Source organism: Microcella indica (assembly GCF_013414345.1).
Taxonomy (GTDB): domain Bacteria; phylum Actinomycetota; class Actinomycetes; order Actinomycetales; family Microbacteriaceae; genus Microcella; species Microcella indica.
The window spans coordinates 1,733,398-1,752,147 of record NZ_CP058670.1; the positions used below are offsets into that span (position 1 = coordinate 1,733,398).

An 18,750-nucleotide genomic window follows, 5' to 3' on the forward strand; every position below is an offset into this window, starting at 1 on the left:
ACCACAAGCCTCGTCACTTAGTCTGGAGCCGTCATGAGCACCCACGATCGTCTCGCTGCGCGGCGCAGTCGCGTGGCCGCGTCGTGGCTCGTCGGCGTCGTCGCGACGGTCATCGCCGGCGCCGCGCACGCTCTCGGCGGAGGCGGCACGCCCTCGACTGCCGCTCTCGCGACGGCACTCGTGACCTCCGGCCTCGTGGGCATGATAGTGATCGGTGCGCGACCGTCGAGTCCGCGCATCCTCATCGGGGTCGCGATCGATCAGGCGATCTTCCACAGCCTGTTCTCGTTCTTCGCCGGTGCTGCCGCCGGCACAGCCGCTGTCGGGACAGCCGGCGCGCACGCCGCGCACACCGCACCCCTCTCCCTCGCGAGCCCCGCGGTCGCCACGCACGGGGCGGCAAGCCTGCCGATGGCGCTCACCCACGTCGCGGCCGGCGCGGTCGCCTTCCTGCTCGTACGCTTCGGCCTCGACGCGATCGCCCGCGTCGTGCGCTCGCTGGCCCTGCGGGTCGCCTCCCTGCTGCGGGATGCTCCCGCGGCCGTGCCGCTGCCCAGTACGCCGCGCCTCGCCCCCGCGGCACTTGCTCTGCCCCGCCTCGGCGGCATCCTTCAGCGCCTCGAACTGCGGCGCGGCCCGCCCGCCCTCGCCGCCGTCTAGCGCGGCACCCTGACGCAGACACCTTTTCCCGGCGCCTGACCCGCTCACTGCCGTGCCGTCGAGCACACCCGAGCGCGCGCCTACTCACTCTCAGACACTTTCTCTCAGACAAGGACACACCATGAAGAACCGCACCCGCATCACCGCCGCCGCCCTCGCGGGCGGTCTGCTCGCCCTCGCCGCACCCGTCGCGGCGCAAGCCCACGTCTCGGCGACCGCCACGAGCGACGCCGCCGGCTCGTACACCGTCGTCACCTTCTCGGTGCCGCACGGCTGCGAGGGATCGCCCACGCAGGTCGTGACGATCGACATTCCCGAGTCGATTCCGATCGTCACACCGACCGTCAACCCGCTGTGGAGCGTCGAGAAGGTCATGGTGCCGCTCGACGAGCCGCTCGAGGCGGCCGAGGGCGCCGAGCCGGTCACGGAGCGCATCGGCCAGATCGTCTACACCTCGACGACGGGCGGCCTGGAGGACGGCTTCCGCGACGCGTTCGAGCTCTCCCTGCGGCTGCCCGACGGGGAGGCCGGCGACACGGTCGAGTTCCCGGTCACGCAGACGTGCGACGAGGGCACGGCCGTGTGGGAGGGCGAGGATGCTCCGCTCGTGACCCTCGCCGCCTCCACGGGCGACGCCCACGGCGGCAGCCACAGCGACGCGGAGGAGATGACCGCCGAGACCGCGGGTACGGAGACGGAGGCCGTCGCGAGCGCCGCGCAGCCTGACGTTCTCGCCCGCGTGCTCGGCGCCCTCGGCATCCTCGTCGGCGCCGGCGGCATCACCGCGGCGATCCTCACCCGCCGCACCGCGCGCACCACCGCGGGGCAGTAGACGATGCGCCGCGCTTCCGCTCCCCTGGCAGCCCTCGGGCTGGGCCTCGCCCTCGTGGCGGGGCCCGCCCTGCCCGCCTCGGCCCACAACTCCGTCGTGTCGACCACTCCCGAAGAGGGCGAGACCCTCACCGAGGTTCCCGAGTTCTTCGTCGTCACGACGAACGAGGCGATGCTCGACGTGGGGGGCGAGGGCGCGGGCTTCGCCATCCAGGTGACCGACGAGAGCGGGCTCTACTACGGCGACGGCTGCGTCGACGTGGGCGGCCCGTCGATGTCGACGCCGGCGGCGCTCGGCGAGGCCGGGGACTACACGATGGCCTTCCAGTACGTCTCAGCCGACGGCCACACGCTCTCCGACACGCTCGCGTTCCGCTACCAGCCCGCCGTGGATGCTCAGGCGAGCGCGGGCTCCCCCGCGCCGCCGGAATGCGGCACGACGTCGGCGAGCGCATCGGGCGGCGACGAACCGGCTGCCGCAGCGGGTGACGAGTCGTCAGCCGTGCTCGGCGCGGTCGCGGCCATCGGCGGGGGCGTCGTGCTCCTCGCCGTCGTGGCGGGCATCGCCGTGTGGCTCACGCGTCGCCGGCGCGCCTGAGGCCCCGTACGCAGAACGACGCGAGCCCCGCATCCCCCGATTTCCCGGGATGCGGGGCTCGCGCTCGTGGCGGCGCCTCGTTACGAGGCGAGGGCCGGCAGATTCTTGCGACTCGTGAGCACCTGATCGATGAGACCGTACTCGAGCGCTTCCTGCGCGATGAGGATCTTGTCGCGGTCGATGTCTCTGTTGACTTCCTCGACCGACTTGTTGGAGTGCTTCGAGAGGGTCTCCTCCAGCCACTCGCGCAGTCGGGCGATCTCGCGCGCCTGAATCTCGATGTCGCTCGCCTGCCCGCGGCCCGCGTCGCCCGTCGCGGGCTGGTGGATGAGCACGCGCGCGTTGGGCAGCGCGAGACGCTTGCCGGGTGAGCCTGCGGCGAGCAGCACGGCCGCGGCGGAGGCGGCCTGCCCGAGCACGACGGTCTGGATCTCCGGGCGGATGTACTGCATCGTGTCGTAGATCGCCGTCATGGCCGTGAACGAGCCGCCGGGGCTGTTGATGTACATGACGATGTCGCGGTCAGGGTCCTGAGACTCGAGCACGAGCAGCTGCGCCATGACGTCGTCGGCCGACGCGTCATCGACCTGCACGCCGAGGAAGATGATGCGGTCTTCGAACAGCTTCGCGTACGGGTCCTGCCGCTTGTAGCCGTAGGCGGTGCGCTCCTCGAAGCTGGGGAGGATGTAGCGGCTGCTCGGCATGGCCGGAGCGCCGGCGGAGAAGTGGGGCGTTTCCATCGGTATCGTCTTCCGTCCTTTACTTGCCGTGCTCGGTGCCGCCGCCGCCGACGACGTCGCTCGCGGAGGCGCGAATGTGGTCGACGAAGCCGTATTCGAGGGCCTCCTCGGCGCTGAACCAGCGGTCACGGTCGCCGTCCTTGTTGATCTGCTCGACCGTCTTGCCGGTCTGCTCGGCGGTGATCTCGGCGAGACGCTTCTTCATGTCGTTGATGAGCTGCGCCTGCGTCTGGATGTCGCTCGCGGTGCCGCCGAAGCCGCCGTGCGGCTGGTGCAGCAGCACGCGCGCGTTGGGCGTGATGTAGCGCTTGCCCTTCGTGCCGGAGGTCAGCAGCAGCTGTCCCATCGACGCGGCCATGCCGATGCCGACGGTGACGATGTCGTTGGGCACGAACTGCATCGTGTCGTAGATCGCCATGCCTGCGGTGACGGAGCCGCCGGGCGAGTTGATGTAGAGGTAGATGTCCTTGTCAGGGTCCTCCGCGGCGAGCAAGAGAAGCTTCGCGGCGATCTCGTTGGCGTTCTCGTCGCGCACCTCTGACCCGAGCCAGATGATGCGGTCCTTGAGCAGTCGGTCAAAAACACTGTTGGGCAGTGTCGGTTCGGCCATGTGGGGAGCTCCTGTTCGTCTCGTGCTTCGAATCTACGCGAGGCGACCCGCCGCATCCGTCATGTTCGCCGTGGGCAGAGAGCGGCGCGCCCGCGCCGGGTCCGGGATGCACGAGGGGCCCGGCACCTGCGGCGCCGAGCCCCTCGTGACCGCGCTGCGCGCGGACATGGTTCCTAGTGGTCGTGACCCTCGTGGTCGTCGTCGCTCTCGGCGACGGGCGCGGTCGCGGCCGCCGTGAACGCGGTGAGGTCGACGGGCTGGCCCTTCGAGTCGACGACCTTGACCTTGCTGAGGGCGACGGAGAGCGCCTTCGAGCGGGCGACCTCGCCGACCATGCCGGGGATCTGCCCGTTCTGGTCGAGGATCTTGATGAACTCGCCGGGCTCCATGTTGTACTGCTGGGCGCCCTGGATGAGGTACTGGGTGAGCTCGTCCTGGCTGACCTTGACCTCCTCCTTCTCGGCGAGGGCGTCGAGGAAGATCTGGTTGCGGAAGGTCGTCGTCGTGGACTCGGTGACCTCGGCGCGGTGCGCGTCGTCCTCGAGGCGGTCCTCGTTCTCGAGGTGGCGGTGCACCTCGCCCTCGATGAGCGAGTCGGGCACGGGAATCTCGACCTGCTCGAGCATCGCGGCAAGCAGCTTGTCGCGTGCCTCAGCACCCTGGCCGAACGACTTCTGCTGGGCGAGCTGCGTGCGCAGGTCATCCTTCATCTCGCCGATCGTGTCGAACTGGCTGGCGATCTGCGCGAAGTCGTCGTCAGCCTCGGGAAGCTCGCGCTCCTTCACCGACTGGATGGTGACCTCGATTTGCGCCATCTTGCCCTCGTGGTCGCCGCCGAGCAGCTTCGACTCGAACGTGGTCGTCTCACCCGCGGTGAGCGACTCGACGGCCTCGTCGATGCCCTCGATGAGCTCACCAGAGCCGACCTCGTACGAGATCGAGCTGGCGGTGTCGACCGTGTTGCCCTCGACGCTCGCGACGAGGTCGAGCTGCACGAAGTCGCCGGTCGTTGCCGGGCGATCGACGGTCACGAGCGTGCCGAAGCGGCTGCGCAGGTTCTGCAGCTCCTCCTCGACCTCCTCGTCGCTGACCTCGGTCGCCTCGACCTCGATCGTGAGCCCCTCGTAGGCCGGCATGTCGAACTCGGGCCGTACGTCGACCTCGACCTCGACCTGCAGGTCGCCGGAGAAGTCCTTCTCGCTCGGCCACTCCTTCACGTCGGCGCTCGGGCGGCCGAGGGCGCGCAGGCCCTGCTCGGCGATCGCGTCGCGGTAGAACTTGTCGAGACCCTCGCTCACAGCGTGGTTGAGCACCTCACCGCGGCCGACGCGCTGGTCGATGATGGGCGGCGGAACCTTGCCCTTGCGGAAGCCCGGAATCGTCACCGACTCGGCGATGTGCTTGTAGGCGTGCTCGATGCTGGGCTTGAGCTCTTCCGGCGTCACCGTAATGGCGAGCTTGACGCGCGTCGGGCTGAGCTTCGTGGCCGTGGACTGAACCAAAAGGATCTCCTGAATGTGTGGACGTCATGTGGGCGTCGTGCGGGCGTGGTCGGGGCGACAGGATTTGAACCTGCGGCCTCCCGCTCCCAAAGCGGGCGCTCTACCAAGCTGAGCTACGCCCCGCGACCGTGACCGTGACCAAGCGCGTCACGACGCAGGTCGCTACGAAAAATGGCCTCGGCAAGTCTAGCCGAGTCACGGCTGGGCGGCGCCGAGAGCACCCGGAAGGGCAGTGTTCTGCGCAGTGTTCCGACGCGGAACGGCGCGCGGAGTCTGGCGACGAGGCGGCTAAAGTCGAGAGTCGAGGATGTCTGCGGTGTTCGGCAGTTCTCTCCACGTGGTTCACCCCAAGAGTATTGAAGGAAGCACCTGTGACGTCGACCTCCCTGGATCGGGCGCCTGCGAATGCCCGCCCGACAACGGAGCGCCTCAGACCAGAGATCCAGGGTTTGCGGGCCGTCGCGGTGGCACTGGTCTTCGCCTACCACCTGTGGCCGGAGCGCCTGCCCGGTGGATTCATCGGCGTTGATATGTTTTTCGTCATTTCGGGGTATCTGATCATCGGGCACCTCGTCAGAGAGATTCGTGACACTGGGCGAATTCGACTCGCGCGCTTCTGGGAACGCCGCGCCCGCCGCATACTTCCCCTCGCGCTCGTCGTCCTCAGCGTCGTGGCGGCGGCAACGTGGTTCCTCAGCGAGGGCGAAGACAAGGTGCAGTACCTCGAAGAGATCATTGCGTCGGTCTTCTTTGTGGAGAACTGGCTACTGGCGTCCAATGCAGTGGACTACCTCCGTGCGGATTATGAACCCTCGCCGGTACAGCACTTCTGGTCACTCGCCGTCGAAGAGCAGTTCTACATCTTTCTGCCGATCGTCATTGCCCTGACCGCGCTCGTGATGAGGCGGCGAGGACGGATCGGATATGGTCCGATCCGGGTTGTGCTCGTGGTTCTGTTCGTTGTGAGCTTCATCGCGAGCGTCATGATCTCCTCCTCTGCTGGGTCGGTCGCGTACTTCGCCACTCCCATTCGCCTGTGGGAGTTTCTCGCCGGTGGTCTCCTGTCGATGGCTGTCATCTCGATCGGTCCTGCGCTCCGGGGTCTGCTCGCCATATCGGGGACCGCGCTCGTCGTCTTCTCCGCCTTCGGCATCACCGGAGAATCCAGCTTTCCCGGCTGGATTGCAGCTCTTCCCGTCGTCGGGACACTGTTGATCATCGCCTCAGGTTCGTCAACATGGTTCGCCCGATTGTCCTCACTGCGGCCTGTGCTGTGGGTGGGGGGTATCTCCTACGGCGTGTACCTGTGGCACTGGCCACTCATCCACTTCACGCCTGGCCAGTTGGACCAGATCGGGCTTGCGCCGAAGATCGTCATCGTCGTTCTCGCTCTCGCTCTCGCGTCGGCAACGAAGATTTGGGTGGAAGACCCCGTTCGCTTCTCGCGCAGACTTCAGCCCGCACTTCGCCCGTCGATCAAGGTCGCTTCTGCCGCCCTGCTCTCCATGTCACTCGTCGCCGGAGCCGCCTTCGCTGGCGTGCTCTCCGTGCAACGAGAGCAAGCCGAGCTTCTCGACTACTTGGCGTCTGTGGAGTCCAATGACTTTCCGTGTTTCGGCGCTCAAGCCGCTGACCCGGGCTATGACTGCAGTGCCGAACTCGACTACCCCATTTTGCCCCCGCTCTCCACCATTCGAAGCGACGATGCGAATCGCGCGGAATGCTGGAGCGGCGACTCGCCCGCATCGCTCAACGTCTGCTCACTAGGCCCGATGGAAGGATATGAACGCCGCGCTATCGCGCTGGGAGACTCCTTCAACGCTGCGCTGATCTCCGCATACGAACTGGCTGCGGAGGAGAACAATTGGCGCATCGACGTCGCGTCTCGACGCAGTTGCGCCTGGAGCAATGCCGGCACCACGGCGGCACGCAGTGAGGACTGCCTTGCCTGGAACCAGCTGGTGACCAACTATCTCGACACTGGCCCCCAGTACGACCTGATTCTGACGACCGCCGCTGGGCGCGAACCCTCCGACGCGCTGGTCACCGGCTATCGGGAGGCGTGGGCCTCAGCAACGTCGGCCACGGGTGCTCACATCGTCGTCATCGCGACACCTCCCAAGAGCCGCCCCGATCACGTGGAGTGCCTGAAGGACAACCGCGATGACATGAATGCCTCGTGCTCCATCACCAGAGCCGATGCCTTCAAGGGGATCGACGGGATCTCCGTCGCTGCGCAATCTGCCGAGAACGTTTCTCTCGTCGACCTGAGTCGGGTCATCTGCCCTGGCGACCCGTGCCTCCCCGTCGTGGGCAATGCCATCATTTTCCGCAATGGCGGTCACATCACCCGAACATTCGCGACGACACTCGGGCCGTATCTCGCCGCCGAACTCACAGTCGTCGACACCGGTCTCCGGTGACCTCCGCCGTGGGTACGCTTGTGATGGTTCTGCGCTAGGCTTCTGGCGGATTCCTGCCGCAACGCGGGGATGTAGCTCAATGGTAGAGCCTCAGTCTTCCAAACTGATGGTGCGAGTTCGATTCTCGTCATCCCCTCCATTACCAGCCCTGGAGACTCGTCTCAACCGCGGGTCCACACCGCCGTCAGCACCTGGCTGTCGGACTCCTCGGTCGTCGTCGTCGCGAGGGTGTCGACCTGGCAGTCGACCTCGAGGCTGCCGCTCCAGGCATCCGTCGCGATCTCGCGCGCCTCGACCTGCACCGCCTGGCCGTCGATCTCCGCGCTGACGGTCGTCGTGAAGTCCTCGCGGGAGGGATCCATCGCGAAGAGCGTGCCGCCCGACGCGGTCCACGTGCCGCCCTCGACGCCGTCGAACACGACCTGCACGTCGGCGTCTGCACCATTGCCGACCACGCGGGCATCCATGGTGTGCTCGTCAGCGCGCATCTCGTAGGCGCCGCCGGCGGACCAGTCGAGCACCATCTCGCCCGAGAACGTCGCCGTGCCGCCTGCGAACTCCGGCAGCGACATGACCTCGGCGCCCCACGCGTCGTTGTCGAGCGTCCACGTGCCCACGAGGCAGCCTTCGGCGCGCGCCTGGGGGTCAGACTCGTCGAGCCAGTCGGGGCCAGACTCCGAGTCATCGGTATCGCCGTTTGCATCGCCGGGCGGCACGAGCGGCTCGCCGTCGGTGCCGTCGCCGCCGACCCCCGGGCCGACGGGGAAGCACCCGGCGAGGGAGGCGATCAGCACCCCGCTCAGGAGAGCTGCTGCCGTGGTCGCGCGGCCTCGCCGAATGCGTCGCGTCGTCATCGAACGTCACCTCAGTCATCGTCATCGCGCACCTGAACCCGACACGCTAGCAAGGCCGCACACGGGATGCACGGCCCTGCTGCGACGGAGCGCCACGAGTCACCGCGGCGAAGGCGACTAATCCTCGGCGGGCGCGGGCTCGACGACGCCGGGCTCGATCGTGCCCGGGTCGATCGGCTCGGGCAGGGCGATGACGCCCTCCACGAGGGATACGACCGCGTTCCACCAGCCCTCCGGCTGCTGCATCGCGTAGCCCGGTACGAGCCAGGCGTTGCCCTCGGCATCCCACAGCAGCAGCAGTGTCGCCTCCGCGTTCTCGACCGTCACGGTGACCGTCTCAGGCTCAGGCAGCGGCTCCGGCAGGGGCTCCGGCTCTGTCGGGATCGGATCCGTCGGGGTCGGCTCGCCCTCGCCGGGGTCGCTCGGCTCGGGCGCGGGCTCCTCGTCGGGAGCACCTGCGCCGCCGCCCGCACCGCCGTCCGGCTCCACCGGGATCGGCTCGCCCTCGCCCGGCTCGGTCGGCTCGGCCGGCACCGGCTCGCCCGCCCCGGGCTCGCCGAGCTCGGAGCCGTCGGGTGACGAGACGGGAGCATCCGGATCACCGGCGATCGCGTCGCGCGCCAGGCCCGATTCGGCCGCCAGGATGCTGTAGCCGCCCTGGTAGTCGGGGCCTGCGGCCCCGAACCAGCGCCAGTCGCTCAAGCGGTCGACCGCCGCGACCGCAGACACCGTGTCGAAGGTGCCGCGCTCGACGACCTCGATCGCGTGACCGTACGCCCACACGAGCTCACCGGTCTGCGCCGACCACGCGATGCCCCAGTCGAGGGCCGTCGCGACGCCGTCGACCGTCAGGTAGGCGCTCGCCATCGTCTGGTAGGGGTCGACGGTGACGGTGATGTCTCCGGGCGCGACCTCGAGACCCGTCGCCGCGAACGCCTCCTGCGCGAGCGACCGTGCTTCCGCCTCGCCGGGCGCGAGCGAATCCTCGAGCTGCGGCTCGACGAACTCGGTCTCGTCGTCGCGAGTCGCCTGCGGGTAGCCGCCCGGGTTGCTGAACCACCAGTTGGCCGTGCCCACCCACGAGATCGTCACCGACGGCGCCGAGCCGTCCTCCGGCCCGACCACGTAGCTCGGGTACTGCTCGTCGAAGTACTCGGTGCGCTCCGCGACGCCCTCGACGCCGTAGCGCGCCGAAACTTCGCCGAGCACGCTCTCGGGGCTGCCCGTGCGCTGCAGGGCGTACACCGAACCGCGCCCACCGCTCGTGGAGAGCCCCTCGCCCGGCAGGTACGCGTAGTCGATCCACTGCGCGATGCGCAGATCGGCGTCGGCCGACTCCGACGCGGCCGAGAGCGCACTCGCGGTGCCCGTTCCTGCAGCGGTGAAGAGTGGCTGCGGCGCGAACGGATTCGCGACGACGAGGGCGCCGACCGCGACGGCGGCGACCGCCGAGACGGAGAGGCTCGCGGCGCGCGTCACGCGCCCGTGGTTGACGAGGCGCGGCGCGCGCCGGTCAGCTGCGCCGTGCACCACGTCAGGGGACAGGTCAGGCGACACGTCGGCCTGGCTCTCGCTCGCGAAGGAGCGGCGCAGACGCTGCGACAGGTTGTCAGAAGAATCGTTCATACCCGGTTTATGTCGCGAGGCCCGCCGATCTTTCGCGACTCGGCCGATTCGGGCAGAGGCCGAGTCAGGCGACGTCAGAATCGCGGGATGCGCCCAGCGCCGCCGCGAGCGACGTCTTCGCGCGGTGCAGTCGCACGCTCACCGCGTTCGGCGTCACGCCGAGCGCGACCGCCGCCTCCGCGACCGCGAGGTCGTCGAGCACGACGAGGGCGAGCACCTCGCGCTCGGTCGCGCTCAGCGAGGCCCACGCCGCGGCGAGCGCCGGATCCCCGTCCCACGCCGCATCGGCGGCCGGCGCCGAGTCGGGCACGGCGAACCAGCCGAGCACCGAGGCTCGTGCGGCGAGCCTGCGGCGGTGGTTCGCGACCAGGTAGCCAGCGATGCGGTACAGCCACGGCAGCTCCTCCCCCGGTGCGACCGCATCGCGCTTGCGCCACGCCACCGCGAAGACGTCGGCAGCGAGATCGTCGACGTCGTCGAGCGCGACACGACGCCGCAGGTAGGCGCTCACGGCGGGCAGGTGCTGCTCGTAGAGCGCGGCGAACTGCGCGCGGCTGACCGTCATGCCGCCATTCTGACGACCCCGCGCCGCCGCGCGCGACCCAACGTTTCTCGCGTGTCGATCGTCTGCGGCGCACCCGGAGGCATGGGCTGACGCCTCGACGCGTGCGGCACTCTGTGGAGGGGGTCTGCTGATGCGGGACGTGCGGCCAGTACGGTGAGCGTATGAGCGACTCCGGTGTCGGCGGCGCGCGCCCCGACAGGTTCTGGGCCGGCACGATGCGGTTTCCCCGCACGCCCGCCGACCTGCGATCGACGACGACGTGCCCCGCGTGCTTCGCGCTGCTGCGCAGCACGACCTGCGGCTCCTGCGACCTCGACCTGACGCACCCGGCGACGGCCGAGCTCGCCGCGCTCTCGACGCGCATCGCCGATGATCTGGATGCTCGCGCCGACCTCGTCGGGCGCATCCGGCGCGAGACGGCCGAGCGCGCATCAGCGCGGCCCATCGCGGCTCCCGCCACTGCGACAGCACCGGAACCGGCACCGAGCATCCCCCCGCCCGCGGCCACGACGCCCGAGCCCACCGGGAAGCGCCGCTCGAGCATCCAGATCGCCCTCGTCGTCGTGGGCATCTCGCTGCTCGCGGTGTTCGCCGTCTTCGGCCTCGTCTACGCCTTCGTGACGTACGGCGAGTCCGTGCGCATGCTCATCATCGGCGCCGGCACCCTCGCGACGCTCGCCGCCGCCGCCGTGCTCTCGCGGCGGGGCCTCACCGCGACCGCGGAAGGCATCGCCGCTCTCGGCACGATCGTGCTCGTGCTCGACGCGTGGGCACTGCGACTCAACGACCCGGCGGGGCTCGGCTCCCTGCCGGAACGCGGCTACTGGGGCGTCGCACTGCTCATCGTGGGGGTCGTCGCCGCCGGCTGGTCGCGCTGGGGACGCTTGGCGAGCCCCGCCGTCGCGGCCGCGACGCTGCTGCCGATCGGTGCGGGGCTCGCCACCGCCGAGCTCGTGGCGCAGCTGAGCGCTCCGCTCTCCAGCAGCGCCGGGGGGTCGCTCGCCGTCTTCCTGGGCGCTCTCGCCGCCGTCGGCACCTCGGGGCTCTCGGGCGGTGTCGCCTCTCGCAACCGCCCCGCGACCCGTCGGGCGGCGCACATCGTCGCCCGCTCCGTCGGCGCGCTCGCCGCCACCGTCGCCCTCGTCGGCCTCCTCGACCTGCTCTCCACGGAACGCTTCGCGCCCCTGCTCGGCGGCCTCGCACTCGGCGGCCTCGCCGTCGCGCACCTGGCCTCGCTCGCACGCGAGGCCGGCGACCGCCGCAGCGCGCTCGACACCCTCACGGCCGTCGCTCTCGGCAGCGGCAGCGCCCTCGCGGCGCTCATCGGCGTGCTCGTGACGACGCTGCGCGTCGACCAGGATCGCGCGACCGTGAGCATGCCCCTGCTCGCCGCCGTCGTGATCGCCCTCGTCGGCGAGCAGCTGTGGCGCCGGTCGAGTGCTCCCGGCGTCTGGCGCACGGGATTCGCGAGCGGCACGATCGCGGCGACAGCCGCGGCCGTCGTCGCGGCGGCCCTCGCGGGCCTCGTGGCGGCGTCGGCGTTCGCGGAGGCGGCGACCGCGGGCATCCGCGTGCTGCCGGGCTCGGTCAGGGGAGCCGTTGCGACGCCCGAGCCCGCCGTGCTCGCCGCTCTCGGTGCGCTCGCCCTCAGTGCGGCGCTCCTCGCGGCGAGCTGGACGAGCGTGGGCCGCCTGCGGTCGCGCGCTCGAGCGCTCGGCCCCGCTCTTGCCGTCATCATCGTGCTCGCCGTGCCGCTCGCAGGCCCCTGGTGGCTCGTCATGCTGCTGCTCGCAGTGCTGTCGGTCGGCGGCGTCATCGCCCTGAGGGTGGGCCTGCCCGTGGCGCGCGGCGACGACCGCGGTGCCCTCGTCGCCGCACTCGCCCCCCTCATCATCGGTTCCGCGTTCGGCGCCTTCGCCATCGGCTGGGCGGTGCAGCCCGGCTGGATGCTCGGGCTCACGGTCGCGCTCCTGGCGATACTGCTCGCGCGCACCACGAGCCCGCACCGGTGGGCGCGCGGGCTCAGCCTCGGTGCTGCGGCCGCCCTCGTGGTCGGCGTCGCGGGCGCGGTCGAGTCGGAGCTGACGCGCGTCGATCTCGACTGGGGCGTGCCGACCGTCGCCCTGCTGCTCGCGACGGTGCTGCTGCTGGCCATCGCACTCGGGCGCCTCGAACCGGTCGAGCGCCTCGCCGCGGGGGGAGTCGCCCTCGCGGGCGCTCTGCTGGCGCTCGTGGTCGAGCCCGATGCCGGTGTGCCGCACGTCGCAGCCACCGCCGCGCTGCTCGGCGCGCTGACCGTGCTCGGCGCGCGCGGCCACCGCATCGAGCAGTGGGCGGCGCGCATCGTCCTCCCCCTCGTCGTCGTGCGGGGCGGCATCGCCCTCGCCGACGACCGCGGCCTGGCCGACCTCACGCTCCCGCTCGCCCTCTCGACCCTCGTCATCGTCGCGGCGATCGCCCTCGCGGTGAGCGGACGACAGAGCGAGGATGCCCGGCTGCGGCTCGCGACCGACGTCGCCACCGGCGCCGTGGGTGCGACGGTGCTCGCGCTCGCGCTGCTCGATCTCACCGAGACGGCCCCCGCCTCGGCTGCTCTCGCCCTGCTCGTCGCGGCCGTCGTGACCGCGCTCACGGCGACGAGCGCCGACGGGCTCGTGGGCTCATCGAGCCCGCGGCGCCACCTCGGCTGGCTCGCGGTCGCCCTCGCGGCCGCGGCGCTGTGGACGCTGCTGCTCGACTCCGAGATCACCCAGCTCGAGGCCTTCGTGCTGCCCGTCGCCGGCACCCTGCTGCTCATCGCCGCGCTCATTGCCCGCGCCGGTCGCGGCACCACGGCGGGCGTCGCGATCGTCGTGAGCGCGGCCCTCGGTCTTGCGCTCCTTCCGCTCGCCGCCGTGAGCGGCATCGACGCACCGTGGCGGCTCATCGTCGTTGGCGTCCTTGGCGCCGTGCTCGCGGTGCTGCCGCTCGCGATCGGCCCCCGACTCGACGCGGCCTTCCGCGGGCTCGCCCTCGGCATGGTCGTCGTCGGGCTCGGCAGCGTGGCGCTTCTCACTGCCGCCCAGGTGGTGCGCCTGGGCGAGCTCGTGGGCTCGGCCGGCGGTGCCGCGCTGCCCGCGCTCGAGCAGGTGCGCATCGTCCTGCTGGTCGCGGTGCTCGCAGCGCTCGCCCTTCTCGCCTGGTTCGCCGCGGCGACGCCCGCGCGGCACGCGGTGGCCGCGACCGCTGCCGGACTCGCGGCCGCCGTCGCCGGACTCGCGGGCGTGCTCGACGCCGTGCACCCCGTCGAGCTCGTGAGCGCACCCCTCGCTCTCGGGCTGCTCGGCATCGGAACACTGCAGCTCGGCCGGGAGGAGCGGGCGCGCAGCTGGCCGTGGCTCGGGCCGGGCATCCTCGTTCTGCTCGTGCCCTCCCTGCTCGCGATCGACGGCGCCGGAGAACCGCTGTGGCGCGCCATCGCCCTCGGCGTCGTCGCCGCGCTCGTGTTCGTGCTCGCCCTGCAGCGGCGGCTGCAGGCACTGTTCGTGCTCGGCGGCGCCGTGCTGCTCACGCACCTGCTCGTGCAGTCGTGGCCGCTGCTGGAGCAGGTCGGCCGCGCGGTCGAGTGGTGGATCTGGCTGGGGCTCGCGGGCATCGTCGTCGTGCTGCTCGCCGCGCGCTACGAACGCCGCGTGCAGAACGTGCGCACGGTGGCGCGGCGCATCGCCGACCTGCGCTGACCCGTGCGGCGCTGCGTCCCGCTCGCGCGAACCTGAACACCGACTGACCGCGGAATGGATGCACTCATGGAGCTGTTCTACGGTGAGAGAACGCACGACACCTACACAAGGAGGAGTTCCATGACCACCGTCGCCGACGCCCCCAAGGGCGCCAAGGACCCCGCCCTCACCTCCGGAGTCGCCCAGTACTTCACCCCCATCGTCATCGACCTCAGCGCGCTCTCCCTCGAGGGCAAGCAGGCCCACTGGCACGTGCGGGGCAGCAACTTCCAGCCCGTGCACGAGCTGCTCGACACGCTCGTCGAGCACACGCGCGAGTGGACCGACCTCGCCGCGGAGCGTGTCGCCGCCCTCGGCCTGCCGCTCGATGCGCGCGCCGCGACGATCGCGCAGAAGACCACCGTGCCCGGCGTCACCACCGGTTTTCAGAAGACCGACGTGCTCATCGCCGACATCATCGCGGGCATCGACGCGACGCTCGTGAGCCTGCGCGCCGCGATCGACGGCCTCGAGGAGATCGACCCGGTCAGCCAGGACATCGCTATCGAGATCACCAACGGTCTCGAGCAGGACCGCTGGTTCCTCTACTCGCACATCGCCGAGTAGCCGCCCGCGCTCCGGGCGAGCGCGGCGGCCGGGTTCGGCGGTTCAGAGCTCGACGAGCTCGACCGGTGTGCGCACCGTGTCGATGATGCTGAACGTCACGCGCCCGCCGAGCAGCGTGAGCGCGACCGGCATCGTGCGCAGCAGAGCTTCGTCCGCCTCGAGCGGGTCGAACTCGACGGCGATGAGGTCGGCGGGCTCGCCGACCTCGACGCGCGTGCGCGTCGAGCATCCGATCGCTTGCGCGACGCTGATGCACTGCTCGGGGTGGAAGGGCTCGCGATGGTCGCGCGTGCGCGTCGTCGCGGCCGCGATCGCGCGCCACGGGTCGAGGTGCGCCACGGGAGCATCCGACCCGAGCACGACGTGGGCTCCCGCGTCGATGAGGGAGCGCACCGCGAACGCTCGCTGCGTGCGACCGCGCCAGTAGTGCGCCGCGACATCCCGGTCGTCGAGAAGGTGCTCGGGCTGCACGCTCGCCGTGACCCCGAGCGCCGCGAACCGCGGCACGTCGGCCTCGTGCACGAGCTGCGCGTGCTCGATGCGCCCGCCGCCGCCGAGCGCGGCGAAGGCGTCGAGGGCCAGTCGATTGGCCGCATCGCCGATCGCGTGCACGGTCGCCGCGAGGCCCGCGTCGCGAGCCCTCACGAGCATCGGCTGCAGGTCGCACGGCGGCACGAGCAGCCGCCCGTACGGGTTCGGAGCCTCCTCGGGGTACGGATCGCAGCAGTAGGCCGTGCGCGTGTTGAGCGAGCCGTCGGTGATGACCTTGAGCGGGCCGACCGACACCGTGCCCCCCACGCTGTCGCCCGTGCGCAGCCCGGCCTCGATCGCCCGATCCAGGTCGTCCGGGTAGATGCCGAACTCGACGCGCAGAGTGTCGAACCCCTCGGCGACGCGCCGCTGCCAGTCCGCGTGGTTCCAGCGCATCTCCAGATCGACGATGCCGACGACGCCGCGCGCCGCCGCGTCGGCAGCGGCCTGCGCGACCCAGCGGTCGAGCTCCTCGTTCGTCGAGGCGTCGATCATCGCCGTCACCGCGAAGGCCTCCTCCTCACGGAGGATGCCGTCGGGAGACTCGAAGCCGTAGCGCTCGAGCGCGAGCGTGTTGAGCCACGCGCAGTGCACGTCGCCACTGATGAGAACGACCGGCCGGTCGGGCACGACAGTGTCGAGCAGCTCCGCCGTCGGCTCGTCCGGCCAGAGCCCGTCGCGGAAGCCTCCACCGATGATGACCGACTCGTCCTCGAACTCGCCGTGCACGATCGCCGAGCGCACGATCGCGACCGCCTCGGCCGCCGTCTCGGCGCCGGAGAGGTCGAGCCGCGTGAGGTGCTGCGCCCACTGCGTGAAGTGCACGTGCTCGTCCCACAGGCCCGGCAGCAGCCAGCGCCCCTCGACGTCGACCGCCTCGCCCTCGGCGAAGCCTCGAGGGTCGACCGTGCCCGCGGGTGCGATGCTCGCGATGAGGCCGTCGACGATCGTAACGTCGATCGGGTCGTGACCGCCCAGCGGTCGCGCGTTAAGAATCGCGCGGATCATGCACTGTCCTCTCTGGCCGGCCTCGGAAGATCGTCACGTGGCGTTCCGCGACGACACTACCCGCACGCGTGGGGTCGCCCGCGCCATCGCTGAGTGCCCGCTCCAGAGTCACTGCTGGCACGACGGGCAGTAGTAGAGCTTGCGGGCCGCGGCGAGCTCGAGCACGACGTGCGTGCCGCAGATGCGGCACGGCAGGCCCTCCCGCTTGTAGACCCAGTGCCGGTCGGCACGGTTGCGCCGAGCGCGACGTTGGCCTTCCTCGTCGAGACCGTCCATCGTGAGCATCTGCCCCGTCTCGACACCGACGCCGAGCAGGTACCGCCAGTCGCGCCACAGGTCGCGGATGACCTCCTCCGGCAGGCTCGCCCCCGGCGTGTGCGGGTCGAGCCTGGCCCGGAACAGAAGCTCGGCGCGGTACACGTTGCCGATGCCGCCCACGACCGACTGATCCATGAGCAGCAGGCCGATCGGCACGCGCCGACGGCGCACGCGCGCGAGCATGCGCTCCTCCCCCTCGTCGGGGTCGTCCACGAGAGGGTCGGGCCCCAAGCGATCGACGACCTCCTGCACGGCGGCGGCATCGAGCACCTCGCACGCTGTCGGGCCGCGCAGGTCGGCCACAGCACGATCGGTGAGCAGGCGCACGCGCACCTGGCCCACGGGCTCGGCCGGGAAGGACTCGTGGGCCTCTGTCGTGCTCGACTCCTCGCCCATGCGCAGGCGCGCGCGGCGCGGCGCCCCGATGGAGGCGAGGGAATCCTCGTGCTCGCCGACGACCGTGCCCGGAGCATCCTCGTCGTCATCGACGACGCCGTGCTGACCGGTTTGGCCCATGCGCCCGCGCGCCGCCCGCGTCACCGGGTCCTGTTCGAGGGCGCCAGCGAAGTCCCATGCGCCGTAGATGCCGAGGTGCACGCGCAGGTAGAACGCCTCGTCGAACTCGAGGAACAGCTGCTTGCCGACCGCGCGCGAGGCCGTCATCGTGCGGCCGTCGAGGAGCGCCGCGCCCTCGACGAAGCGGCCCTGCGGCGAGCTCGCGCTCACGCGCTCGCCCACGAAGTGCCGCGCGAACTGCAGCGCGATGCGATGAACGGAGTGACCCTCGGGCACGGCGGCGTCAGTGGATCTCGTGGCCGGCGATGGCGCCCGTCGACTCGTACTCGGCGAGCTGCGCGATGCGGCGCGCGTGACGCTCCTCACCGGGGAATTGCGTCGCGACGAAGACGTCGATGAGACGCAGCACCTCGTCGACCGGGTGCTGACGCGCACCCACCGCGATGACGTTCGCATCGTTGTGCTCGCGCGCGAGGCTCGCCGTCGCCTCGCTCCAGACGAGGGCAGCGCGGATGCCCTGCACCTTGTTCGCCGCGATCTGCTCACCATTGCCCGACCCGCCGAAGACGACGCCGAGCGCCTCCACCCCGGCCGCCTGATCGCGAGCGACGGCGCGAGCAGCGTTGATGCAGAAGCTCGGGTAGTCGTCGAGGGCGTCGTACTCGACCGGGCCGTGGTCGACGACCTCATGGCCCTGCGCCGCCAGGTGGGCGCGCACCGTGGCGCTGAGCTCGAGGCCGGCGTGATCGGTGGCGACGTGGATGCGCATGGCCTCGATTCTAGGCCGGGACGAAAGGCCCTGGACTCGTGGCGCCAGCGGTGGCACCGTGGGGCACATCGAGACGAAAGGAGTCACCTCATGACTCGCACCTACGTCATCACCGGCGCTGCGAGCGGCATCGGCGCCGCCCTCGCCGAGCTTCTGCGCGGCCAGGGCCACACCATCATCGGGGTCGACCTGCACGACGCCGACGTCACCGCCGACCTCACCACGCACGAGGGCCGCGACGCCCTCGTGGCCGAGGTCACGCGGCTCAGCGGCGGCACGATCGACGCCGTCGTCGCCAATGCGGGGCTCGCGACGGAATCCGTCGCGACCGTCGCCGTGAACTACTTCGGCGCGATCGCGACACTCGAGGGGCTGCGCCCGCTGCTGACGGGCGCGGATGCTCCGCGAGCGGTGGCCACGGCATCCATGGCCTCGCTCTTCCCCGTCGACGATGAGCTCGTCGACGCGTGCCTCGCGCACGACGAGAAGGCCGCGCTGCACCGCACGCAAGAGCTCATCGATGCCGAGCAGGGTGGGCTCATCTACGGCTCGACCAAGCGGGCGCTCGTGCGCTGGATTCGCCAGAACGCGGCGACCGGCGACTGGGCGGGGGCGGGCATTCCGCTCAACGCCGTCGCGCCGGGCGTCATCCGCACGCCCATGACGGCCGACCTCACGGCGACCGAGGAGGCGACGAAGGGCCTGCTCGAGATGGTGCCCATGCCGCTCAACGGCATCGCCGATCCGGCGGCCGTCGCGAACCTGCTCGCCTACCTCGTGAGTGTCGAGAACACCCACCTGTGCGGCCAGGTCGTCTTCGTCGACGGTGGCAGCGACGTCGTCATCCGGGGGGATTCGACGTTCTAGGGGAGAG

Annotated in this window: 17 protein-coding genes and 2 tRNA genes; 8 read left to right on the top strand and 11 right to left on the bottom strand. The window is 70.7% G+C overall.

Features of this window, described 5'->3' with window-relative positions:
* Positions 1-33: 33 nt before the first annotated feature.
* From HUJ41_RS08470 to HUJ41_RS08480, 3 genes are all read left to right on the top strand, one after another.
* Positions 34-660, top strand: coding sequence for a hypothetical protein (locus tag HUJ41_RS08470; protein ID WP_179872201.1), 627 nt, complete (start codon positions 34-36; stop codon positions 658-660).
* Between the two features lie 121 nt (positions 661-781).
* Positions 782-1,492, top strand: a complete 711-nt coding sequence (locus HUJ41_RS08475; protein ID WP_179872202.1) for a YcnI family copper-binding membrane protein — start codon at positions 782-784, stop codon at positions 1,490-1,492.
* A gap of 3 nt (positions 1,493-1,495) precedes the next feature.
* Positions 1,496-2,089 (top strand): copper resistance CopC family protein, encoded by a 594-nt coding sequence (locus HUJ41_RS08480; protein ID WP_179872203.1) that lies wholly within the window; start codon positions 1,496-1,498, stop codon positions 2,087-2,089.
* 80 nt (positions 2,090-2,169) lie between these two features.
* Here HUJ41_RS08480 and HUJ41_RS08485 read toward each other — a convergent pair whose 3' ends face one another.
* The 5 genes from HUJ41_RS08485 to HUJ41_RS08500 form a co-directional block, all read right to left on the bottom strand.
* Positions 2,170-2,829, bottom strand: coding sequence for an ATP-dependent Clp protease proteolytic subunit (locus HUJ41_RS08485; protein ID WP_179872204.1), 660 nt, complete (start codon positions 2,827-2,829; stop codon positions 2,170-2,172).
* Positions 2,830-2,848: 19 nt separating this feature from the next.
* On the bottom strand, positions 2,849-3,439 hold the full coding sequence (locus HUJ41_RS08490; RefSeq protein WP_179872205.1) for an ATP-dependent Clp protease proteolytic subunit: 591 nt from the start codon (positions 3,437-3,439) through the stop codon (positions 2,849-2,851).
* A gap of 33 nt (positions 3,440-3,472) precedes the next feature.
* Positions 3,473-3,607, bottom strand: a complete 135-nt coding sequence (locus HUJ41_RS12865; protein ID WP_255508221.1) for a hypothetical protein — start codon at positions 3,605-3,607, stop codon at positions 3,473-3,475.
* Positions 3,608-3,612: 5 nt separating this feature from the next.
* Positions 3,613-4,941 (bottom strand): trigger factor, encoded by a 1,329-nt coding sequence (tig, locus tag HUJ41_RS08495; protein WP_179872206.1) that lies wholly within the window; start codon positions 4,939-4,941, stop codon positions 3,613-3,615.
* Positions 4,942-4,987: 46 nt separating this feature from the next.
* A tRNA-Pro gene (locus tag HUJ41_RS08500) sits at positions 4,988-5,064 on the bottom strand.
* 248 nt (positions 5,065-5,312) lie between these two features.
* Here HUJ41_RS08500 and HUJ41_RS08505 point away from each other — a divergent pair.
* Complete coding sequence (locus tag HUJ41_RS08505) at positions 5,313-7,364, top strand: acyltransferase family protein (RefSeq protein ID WP_179872207.1); 2,052 nt, start codon at positions 5,313-5,315, stop codon at positions 7,362-7,364.
* Positions 7,365-7,429: 65 nt separating this feature from the next.
* Positions 7,430-7,503 (top strand) — tRNA-Gly (locus HUJ41_RS08510).
* A 22-nt stretch (positions 7,504-7,525) separates the two neighbouring features.
* Here HUJ41_RS08510 and HUJ41_RS08515 read toward each other — a convergent pair.
* From HUJ41_RS08515 to HUJ41_RS08525, 3 genes are all read right to left on the bottom strand, one after another.
* Positions 7,526-8,218: a hypothetical protein gene (locus HUJ41_RS08515; protein WP_179872208.1), complete on the bottom strand. Its 693-nt coding sequence runs from the start codon at positions 8,216-8,218 to the stop codon at positions 7,526-7,528.
* Between the two features lie 117 nt (positions 8,219-8,335).
* A complete protein-coding gene (locus tag HUJ41_RS08520; RefSeq protein WP_179872209.1) occupies positions 8,336-9,844 on the bottom strand; it encodes a hypothetical protein in 1,509 nt (502 codons plus the stop codon).
* Between the two features lie 64 nt (positions 9,845-9,908).
* The gene (locus tag HUJ41_RS08525; protein WP_179872210.1) at positions 9,909-10,409 is read right to left on the bottom strand and encodes an RNA polymerase sigma factor; all 501 of its coding nucleotides are present in this window, start codon (positions 10,407-10,409) and stop codon (positions 9,909-9,911) included.
* A 161-nt stretch (positions 10,410-10,570) separates the two neighbouring features.
* On the opposite strand from HUJ41_RS08525, the gene HUJ41_RS08530 reads away from it, so the two are divergent.
* Together HUJ41_RS08530 and HUJ41_RS08535 are read left to right on the top strand one after the other, a co-directional pair.
* Entirely contained in the window at positions 10,571-14,128 is a 3,558-nt protein-coding gene (locus HUJ41_RS08530; RefSeq protein ID WP_179872211.1) for an SCO7613 C-terminal domain-containing membrane protein, read from the top strand.
* A gap of 120 nt (positions 14,129-14,248) precedes the next feature.
* The gene (locus tag HUJ41_RS08535; RefSeq protein WP_179872212.1) at positions 14,249-14,734 is read left to right on the top strand and encodes a Dps family protein; all 486 of its coding nucleotides are present in this window, start codon (positions 14,249-14,251) and stop codon (positions 14,732-14,734) included.
* Between the two features lie 42 nt (positions 14,735-14,776).
* Here HUJ41_RS08535 and HUJ41_RS08540 read toward each other — a convergent pair whose 3' ends face one another.
* From HUJ41_RS08540 to HUJ41_RS08550, 3 genes are all read right to left on the bottom strand, one after another.
* Positions 14,777-16,273, bottom strand: a complete 1,497-nt coding sequence (locus tag HUJ41_RS08540; protein ID WP_179872213.1) for an amidohydrolase — start codon at positions 16,271-16,273, stop codon at positions 14,777-14,779.
* Between the two features lie 108 nt (positions 16,274-16,381).
* Positions 16,382-17,383, bottom strand: coding sequence for an Fpg/Nei family DNA glycosylase (locus HUJ41_RS08545; protein ID WP_179872214.1), 1,002 nt, complete (start codon positions 17,381-17,383; stop codon positions 16,382-16,384).
* 7 nt (positions 17,384-17,390) lie between these two features.
* Complete coding sequence (locus HUJ41_RS08550) at positions 17,391-17,876, bottom strand: ribose-5-phosphate isomerase (RefSeq protein ID WP_179872215.1); 486 nt, start codon at positions 17,874-17,876, stop codon at positions 17,391-17,393.
* A 90-nt stretch (positions 17,877-17,966) separates the two neighbouring features.
* Between HUJ41_RS08550 and HUJ41_RS08555 the strand changes: the two genes are divergently transcribed.
* Entirely contained in the window at positions 17,967-18,743 is a 777-nt protein-coding gene (locus HUJ41_RS08555; RefSeq protein ID WP_179872216.1) for an SDR family oxidoreductase, read from the top strand.
* The last annotated feature ends 7 nt before the right edge of the window (positions 18,744-18,750 follow it).

Bases quoted from the DNA above. Each gene is read 5' to 3' on its own strand.
- HUJ41_RS08525 (WP_179872210.1), bottom strand. From the start codon at position 10,409: ATGACGGTCAGCCGCGCGCAGTTCGCCGCGCTCTACGAGCAGCACCTG.
- HUJ41_RS08555 (WP_179872216.1), top strand. From the start codon at position 17,967: ATGACTCGCACCTACGTCATCACCGGCGCTGCGAGCGGCATCGGCGCC.
- HUJ41_RS08490 (WP_179872205.1), bottom strand. From the start codon at position 3,439: ATGGCCGAACCGACACTGCCCAACAGTGTTTTTGACCGACTGCTCAAG.
- HUJ41_RS08475 (WP_179872202.1), top strand. From the start codon at position 782: ATGAAGAACCGCACCCGCATCACCGCCGCCGCCCTCGCGGGCGGTCTG.
- HUJ41_RS08530 (WP_179872211.1), top strand. From the start codon at position 10,571: ATGAGCGACTCCGGTGTCGGCGGCGCGCGCCCCGACAGGTTCTGGGCC.
- HUJ41_RS08550 (WP_179872215.1), bottom strand. From the start codon at position 17,876: ATGCGCATCCACGTCGCCACCGATCACGCCGGCCTCGAGCTCAGCGCC.
- HUJ41_RS08480 (WP_179872203.1), top strand. From the start codon at position 1,496: ATGCGCCGCGCTTCCGCTCCCCTGGCAGCCCTCGGGCTGGGCCTCGCC.
- HUJ41_RS08520 (WP_179872209.1), bottom strand. From the start codon at position 9,844: ATGAACGATTCTTCTGACAACCTGTCGCAGCGTCTGCGCCGCTCCTTC.
- HUJ41_RS08485 (WP_179872204.1), bottom strand. From the start codon at position 2,829: ATGGAAACGCCCCACTTCTCCGCCGGCGCTCCGGCCATGCCGAGCAGC.
- HUJ41_RS08515 (WP_179872208.1), bottom strand. From the start codon at position 8,218: ATGACGACGCGACGCATTCGGCGAGGCCGCGCGACCACGGCAGCAGCT.
- HUJ41_RS08540 (WP_179872213.1), bottom strand. From the start codon at position 16,273: ATGATCCGCGCGATTCTTAACGCGCGACCGCTGGGCGGTCACGACCCG.
- HUJ41_RS12865 (WP_255508221.1), bottom strand. From the start codon at position 3,607: ATGTCCGCGCGCAGCGCGGTCACGAGGGGCTCGGCGCCGCAGGTGCCG.
- HUJ41_RS08470 (WP_179872201.1), top strand. From the start codon at position 34: ATGAGCACCCACGATCGTCTCGCTGCGCGGCGCAGTCGCGTGGCCGCG.
- HUJ41_RS08535 (WP_179872212.1), top strand. From the start codon at position 14,249: ATGACCACCGTCGCCGACGCCCCCAAGGGCGCCAAGGACCCCGCCCTC.